Source organism: Tabrizicola caldifontis (assembly GCF_004762095.1).
GTDB lineage: Bacteria > Pseudomonadota > Alphaproteobacteria > Rhodobacterales > Rhodobacteraceae > Tabrizicola > Tabrizicola caldifontis.
Genome location: NZ_SIJH01000038.1, coordinates 1 through 6,376 on the forward strand (window position 1 = coordinate 1; position 6,376 = coordinate 6,376).

Here is a 6,376-nt window from a genome sequence, read left to right on the forward strand (position 1 = left end):
CCCTGCCTCGTGCTCTTTCAGAATGCCGATGATCTGGTCTTCGGTGAACCTGCTGCGCTTCATCTCTGGTCCTCTCGGTTGGGCCAGAGTCTACCTCAAACTGGATTAGGCGGAGGGGGCAACGTCAAACAGAGCCCCGCATAACCCCCGAAAACAACGGAAAAATCCGGCCGCAGCCGGATCGGGAGAACGCTTTCGCGGGAGCAGGTGGCGGAGGGAGTGTCACCGATACCGAACTCTCTCCCGTGCTGCTGTCGGACAAACGGCGCGTCCGTCGCAGTTCTGCGTGTTGCCAATCCAGGGAAGTCAGCGCCGAGCCAGATCGATCCTGCGACACGCGACGTTGCCGAACTAGCCAGGAAATATGAGCCGCCTATCTGCACGACGAGAATGGCTCCGGCGAGTCTGCCACAAGAGAACCCGCGACTCTCTCACAGTTCAGGTGGGAGTGACCAATTCATCCAGAGCTTTTGAAGCTTGTTCGAATTCGCTGCTCGCCGCATCCGAAGTGCGCAGAACCTCGTTCAAGAGACAGCGCCCGATGCTCGGAACACCTGCTTTGATATAACTCCGAGCCAACCAAATTACAGCATCATTCTTTTCGTCTTCTCGGACAACCATTCGCGCAAATGTTGCAACCGCAGCGTCGAACTTTCCAAGTTCGTAGTTGGCGACACCAATATCGTGGTCAAAGCTTCCGTCTGCGTCCTCAAATTCTCTGTAGATCGTTTCCACCATTTCTATCAAGAACTCGCCATAGCCATCAAACTCTTCAATCCACTCAATGAGGTCTCCCAAGCTGATGTCCGCACCAAGACCATCAAGTAGCTTCTTTACCTCCAAGTATTGCTTGCACATCAGCCTGAAGCTCTGCTGATCCGAAATGTGCTGGGAAGCGGCCCAGAAGCCCTCTGTATAGGTCGAGGAAAGGCTTTCCACTTGCTCTTCGTCCAAATCTTTTGGAGCTAGCTGTAGCGCTTCAATGACCGCATCACAGGCCAGTCTACCCTGCAGAAAAAACGACACATCCACCCACATCTTGAACGCCGTGGATCGCGCCCCCCTCGAAATGAAGGAGTTTTCGAGAGCCTGCATTTCGCTCATGAAGTCAAAACTGTACTCGTTCACCGCGAAGCGGGCACTATACATTTCATTCCAAACTCCGGGCGCGCATTCGAGAAGAGCAAGTCGAATTTGGAATAAATTATCGGTGCTGTTGGGCAGCTCCTTAAAGGACCGCAACAAACCGTCAATTATCGACAAGGCGGAAGAGAAGAGTTCAGCTTCGATAAATTTCCGGACACGATCGAGCTGATCGTTCAAGGAGATCACCATACCCATGTTCACACCCCTCCGCCGCCCTGCGCTTTGATAAACCTAGTGGTAATCCCCCCCGAAAGTAAGGGGCTGCATTAGTAGAATTTTCTCGCCAAGATGAATGAGGAGATTCTGAATGAAGACAAGCAGATACACTGAGGCTCAGATCCTTGCGATCCTGCGGCAGGCCGAAGGCGGGATGCCGGTGGCCGAGCTGTGCCGGGCGCATGGCATGAGCAGCGCGTCGTTTTACAAATGGCGGGCGAAGTATGGCGGCATGGATGCGTCCCTGATCAGCCAGATGAAGGCCATCGAGGACGAGAACCGGCGGCTGAAGCGGATGTATGCGGACCTGAGCATGCAGGCCGATCTGCTGAAGGAGGCTCTGGGAAAAAAGTGACGCGGCCATCTCAACGCCGAGAGATGGCCGAGAAAGCGGTGGCGCGCCACCAGGTCAGCATTGCACTGGCCTGCCGGGCTTTCGGTGTCAGCGAGACCTGCTATCGCTATGGTCCGAAGTTAAAGGCCGAGAACGAGGAGATCGCCGATCTGCTGGTCGGGCTGACCGAGGCCCGCAAGACCTGGGGCTTCGGTCTGTGTTTCCTGCATTTGCGCAACGTGAAGGGTCATCCTTGGAACCACAAGCGCGTCTACCGCATCTATTGCGCGCTGGAACTGAACCTGCGGATCAAGCCCCGCAAGCGGCTGAAGCGCGAGAAGCCCGATGCCCTGGCGGTGCCGGACGCGCCGAACATGACCTGGTCCATGGACTTCATGGCAGACCGGCTGGGTGATGGCCGCCAGTTCCGGCTGCTGAACGTGCTGGATGATTTCAACCGCGAAGGGCTGGGCATCGAGGTTGATTTCTCGCTGCCCACAGAACGGGTCATTCGCAGCTTGGACCGGATCATCGAATGGCGCGGCAAACCCGGCACCATAAGGGTCGACAACGGCCCGGAATACATCAGCGGCAAGCTGCTGGAATGGGCTGAGAAGCGCAAGATCGCCATCCAGCACATCCAGCCCGGCCAGCCTCAACAGAACGCGTATATCGAGCGCTACAACCGCACCGTCAGGCATGAATGGCTCGACCAATACATCATCGAAACCCTCGAGGAGGCCCAGGACTTCGCCACACAATGGCTCTGGACTTACAACAACGACCGCCCGAACATGGGCATCGGCGGCATCACACCCGCCCAGAAACTGAAGATGGTCGCGTGAATTCTACGGATGCACCCCGCTAAGAATGGGGGGATTACCGAAGAAGGTGATGTCACTTAGCTGCGTAGCAGTGCTTCCATCTAGGTGAATGCTCTGATCATCAAAGTTGTCTCCACTCATTAGTTTCGGATTTGATTTAGAATTTCCTGCGAAACATCCCGCCCACCGAACTGGCCGAACACTTTCTGAGCAAATCGTTGGGCGGCGCGTGAATGGGTGACGAAACACCTCGCGAGCCACGCAAGCAGCACTAACCTAGGGGCTAACGGAGCCCCCGCGAGAAGTCTGGCGATTGCGGCATGGCCTTCCAAATCAACGAGGATGGAGGCCTCCTCCGGGAGCAACTGTGCGAAGTCTCCGGACAGGAAGCGATTGGCTTGCGTTTCCCAGTCGATCCCTACAGCGATTGCCTCGAGTTTCTGCATGTTGAAAGCGCTAGTCGCGATTGCGTCTTGGTCCTCTTTGTCGAGGAACGAGCGGAGCTTCCTTGTCTGGCCCGCATGCAGCTTGGCCAGCGCTTTCGCCTCAATCTGCCGAATGCGTTCCCTTGTAATGCTAAAGGCCTGCGACGGCGCCTCACTTCCAGGAGTTGTATCGCGCCGCATGAAGCGAACAGGTGGAGCTTCGGAATACGCCATTCTTGCCATTGGCATTATTGAAGCATAGGTCGATGCCTGCATCAGCGGTACCTTGCGGGTCTCCGACAGCCCTTTGCTGACTTCACCGGCCTCGTCGACAAGCACGAGACTAGTTGCTTGAGTGCAAAGGCCTTCTCGTAAAGCAAGGGCCTGAGCTTCTTCTGCACCCATTTTCCCAAGGCACAGCCAGGCAGCGAAACGGCCAACATCTGTCCCGAATGTCACCTCCATGGCATCGCCCCATGTGGCGATAACATCGATCCCACCAAAGCTGCGCTTAGCACAGCTGGGTCGACCATCCATGAGCTCGATGTCGTGAACAGGTCTCGAAGTCTGTTTACTTTGCAGAGCGAGGCGAACGCTTGGCCCGACCTCTGCCTCCGGCACATAGAAAAGTTCACCACCCGTCAATGCGCAGAGGTGGCCGATATTGGCATCGAGGCTGGCCTTGCCAACGAGGACGGCGCTAACGCGGATATCCAGCTCGGCAGCAAGTTCTGGAAGCGTTTCCCACGTTTGCCCGTCTGTCAGAACTAAGATATCCTGTATCCCGCTGGCGGCTACTTTCCGGATCGCCGCACCAAGACGTGTCCCCCCTCCCGGCTGGTTCAGTTTCTTCAGGATCTGAAGAACTTCTGTTCCACGACCCGTTCCGAGGCGCTGGCAGTCGTCACTGAACTGCCAAAGCGCTATGTGGTCGTCTTCATGAATATCAGCGAGCGCTTGAGCCAGCCCACTCCTCATAGCGGAGAGCACGGTTTCCGTACCGCTGCCAACCGAGCTTGATGTGGATCCCGAACGGTCAACGAGGACAGCAAGCTTCAGATTCCGTTCCGACGCCTGTTGCGGTCTCATGTCGATCCGGACCTGATAACCATCTGCGGAAAGGCCAGTTGCGGAGCCGAAGCGGCCACCTTCGACGATGATTTCAACCGCACGATCCAAAGCGACCTTGATGGCCCCGTCCTTTTTAACCGGCCCCCTCCCTGCCAGAACCGGGACGCCGTCTTCAGTGCGAATGGTCAGGGTCGCCTCATGCCGGACATGGGCATCTGTGACCAAGTCATCAGCCGGTAGGAGAGGAGACGAACCATAGAGTTGTCCCGCCGTCATAGGCAGCCGCAAGAAAGGCCCATTCCCCGAGTTTGCCAGCGGCACCACCATCCGCAGCTCGACCTGCACTTCCTTGCCGGGGGCAAGCTGGCCCAACGACAGACCATGAATGCCGCGTAGGACCTCTTCATGCAGGACTGCCATCTTTCCTTCGTCGATGGCCGCTTCATAGTGATCGCGAGCTGCGTCCTTCGCCTTTGCCACAGCCCGCAGTCTTCGTCCGTCAATCATGGCAGACAGACCGGTCACTACGGCATTGAAACCCACCGGCATGGTCAGGATCGCTTCAATCGGAACGTCCTCTGAGTTGGAAAACTTGCGGGTCGTCACGACAACGGCGAGGCCCGCTGTGATTTCAATGTCAATGTCGGTAGAGGAAAGTGGCATCGGCTTCCCGACCCCCTCCCGAAACACGGTCACGCCGTCATTCAGGTCTTCAAGAAGGTGGCCGAAAATCATCGCGTTCGCCATGGATCATCCCTTGGATACATAGGTCCGTAAGGCAGCAGCAATGTCGGCCACGACTGCGTCAACGTCGATGGCATCGGGCGCGATGTCAGGCGACACACGCAGTTCTACACCACCGGATTGCACAATCGGCACCGCGTCGTCGAAAGCCATGAGCACCTTGATAGAAGCCGGCTTCATCCCCATCCTGTGAAGGGCGAGGTATCTTTGGGCTTTGATCAGGTGTTCTTCGCCATAAGCATCTGCCGCACGTCCCGTCTTGTTGGCGGGGGGCAGTATGCCCTCCGCGATGAGAAACCGGATCTGACGTGGTGCGGTGCCGATGCGTTCGGCCAGCTCTGCGAGCGTCATCACTCCCCCTAACGTGACATGAAGTATGTCACGATCATCGCGGCGTCAAGGAACGAGACAAAAATAATGTCACGTTCATTGTAGATCAACGTCACCGTCGACCCACAACTGACCGATCGACTGGCTCTCAGCTGATGTGGTTTTGCTTTGGCCCAATGCGGTCGAGTTCGTCGCCTGTGTCAGGCCTGTGTCACGTCACGGGATCGCCGCGAAATACTGCGCATCAACGAGGGACAGTTCTTCGATAGGTACCAAGATCGGGAAACGTTGGGCTGCCAGGTGTCCAAAGCTCGACACTTTCCGAGTGAAGCTCATAAAACTCTCGGTCAACGGTCACACGCACCGCTTGAGGCAAGAAACCGTCCGTGAATCTGTAGTCCTTCGCGTCCAGCTTCACGGCCTCTGTGCCACGAGGAAGTAAGGCGGGCCTATCAAGAACAGCCTTCAGGTCCGACAAGTTCAGGGCTGGCTCCAAGCGTGGCGGGAAGGTGAGTTCTTCGTCAGAGAAGTCATCGAGGTCGATTGACGTTCCCTCTCCTGACGAAAGCTCAGTCTCCAGCCGCCCCAGCGCTTCGTCGCGACGCGCATCATCACTGGTTGCCTTTGAAAGTACGGTTTCTTCGATTAACTTTGGCAATCTGGTCAAGATCGGCTGTAGACCACCAACGACACTCTCGAACACGGAAATCCTGCTTCGCAAGGCGCGATAGACGTCAGCCTCAACCGTATCTTCGTAGTGCAGGTTGACGATCCGAATATCGGTGAACCGCTGCCCAAGCCGATCGATGCGTCCGATTCTCTGTTCCACGCGCATCGGGTTCCACGGCATGTCGTAATTGATCAGCGCACCGCAAAACTGGAAGTTCAGACCCTCTGCCGCGGCGTCAGTGCAAACAAGGATTTCCGCACGGCCTTCCTTGAACCTGCGCTTAACCTCATCCCTTGAAATGAGGCTCCAGGCGCGATCGGACCCTTGAACTTCTCCGCCACGACCAGAGAAGCACATCACAGAATACCCTGCAGCAACGACTTGGTCTCGCAGATAGTCCATGGTGTCTGTAAACTGCGTGAAGACCATCACCTGTGAGTAGCCAGAAGCCTTCAGTTCGCCCAAGACGTTGGAAAGATGCACGGCCTTTGCTGTGACCCCCGATAACTCGTCCACTTGATGCTAGAGTCCGGCCCAAGGAGAGGACCGGACATGAAGAGATCGAAGTTCACCGAGGAGCAGATCATCGCGATCCTGCGGGAGCAGGAGGCTGGCG

At 56.6% G+C, this 6,376-nt stretch carries 4 protein-coding genes and 1 pseudogene; 1 reads left to right on the forward strand and 4 read right to left on the reverse strand.

Annotated elements, in window-relative coordinates; all coding sequences use genetic code 11:
• Nucleotides 1-438 precede the first annotated feature (438 nt).
• Nucleotides 439-1,341, reverse strand: coding sequence for a hypothetical protein (locus EYB42_RS17030; RefSeq protein WP_135451272.1), 903 nt, complete (start codon nucleotides 1,339-1,341; stop codon nucleotides 439-441).
• Nucleotides 1,342-1,453: 112 nt separating this feature from the next.
• On the opposite strand from EYB42_RS17030, the gene EYB42_RS17035 reads away from it, so the two are divergent.
• Nucleotides 1,454-2,541 (forward strand): IS3 family transposase gene (locus tag EYB42_RS17035; protein ID WP_135451273.1). Its coding sequence is split into 2 segments (ribosomal slippage): nucleotides 1,454-1,715 and nucleotides 1,715-2,541, totalling 1,089 coding nucleotides; the frame shifts between segments, so codons are not numbered across the junction.
• Nucleotides 2,542-3,002: 461 nt separating this feature from the next.
• Here EYB42_RS17035 and EYB42_RS17040 read toward each other — a convergent pair.
• From EYB42_RS17040 to EYB42_RS17050, 3 genes and pseudogenes are all read right to left on the reverse strand, one after another.
• Nucleotides 3,003-4,661: pseudogene (locus tag EYB42_RS17040) on the reverse strand (VIT domain-containing protein); the annotation flags it as partial.
• Between the two features lie 105 nt (nucleotides 4,662-4,766).
• Nucleotides 4,767-5,111, reverse strand: a complete 345-nt coding sequence (locus EYB42_RS17045; RefSeq protein WP_135451275.1) for a MerR family transcriptional regulator — start codon at nucleotides 5,109-5,111, stop codon at nucleotides 4,767-4,769.
• A 223-nt stretch (nucleotides 5,112-5,334) separates the two neighbouring features.
• Nucleotides 5,335-6,243 carry a helicase-related protein gene (locus tag EYB42_RS17050; protein ID WP_205910014.1) on the reverse strand — a complete coding sequence of 303 codons (909 nt, stop codon included), beginning with the start codon at nucleotides 6,241-6,243 and terminating at the stop codon, nucleotides 5,335-5,337.
• Nucleotides 6,244-6,376 lie beyond the last annotated feature (133 nt).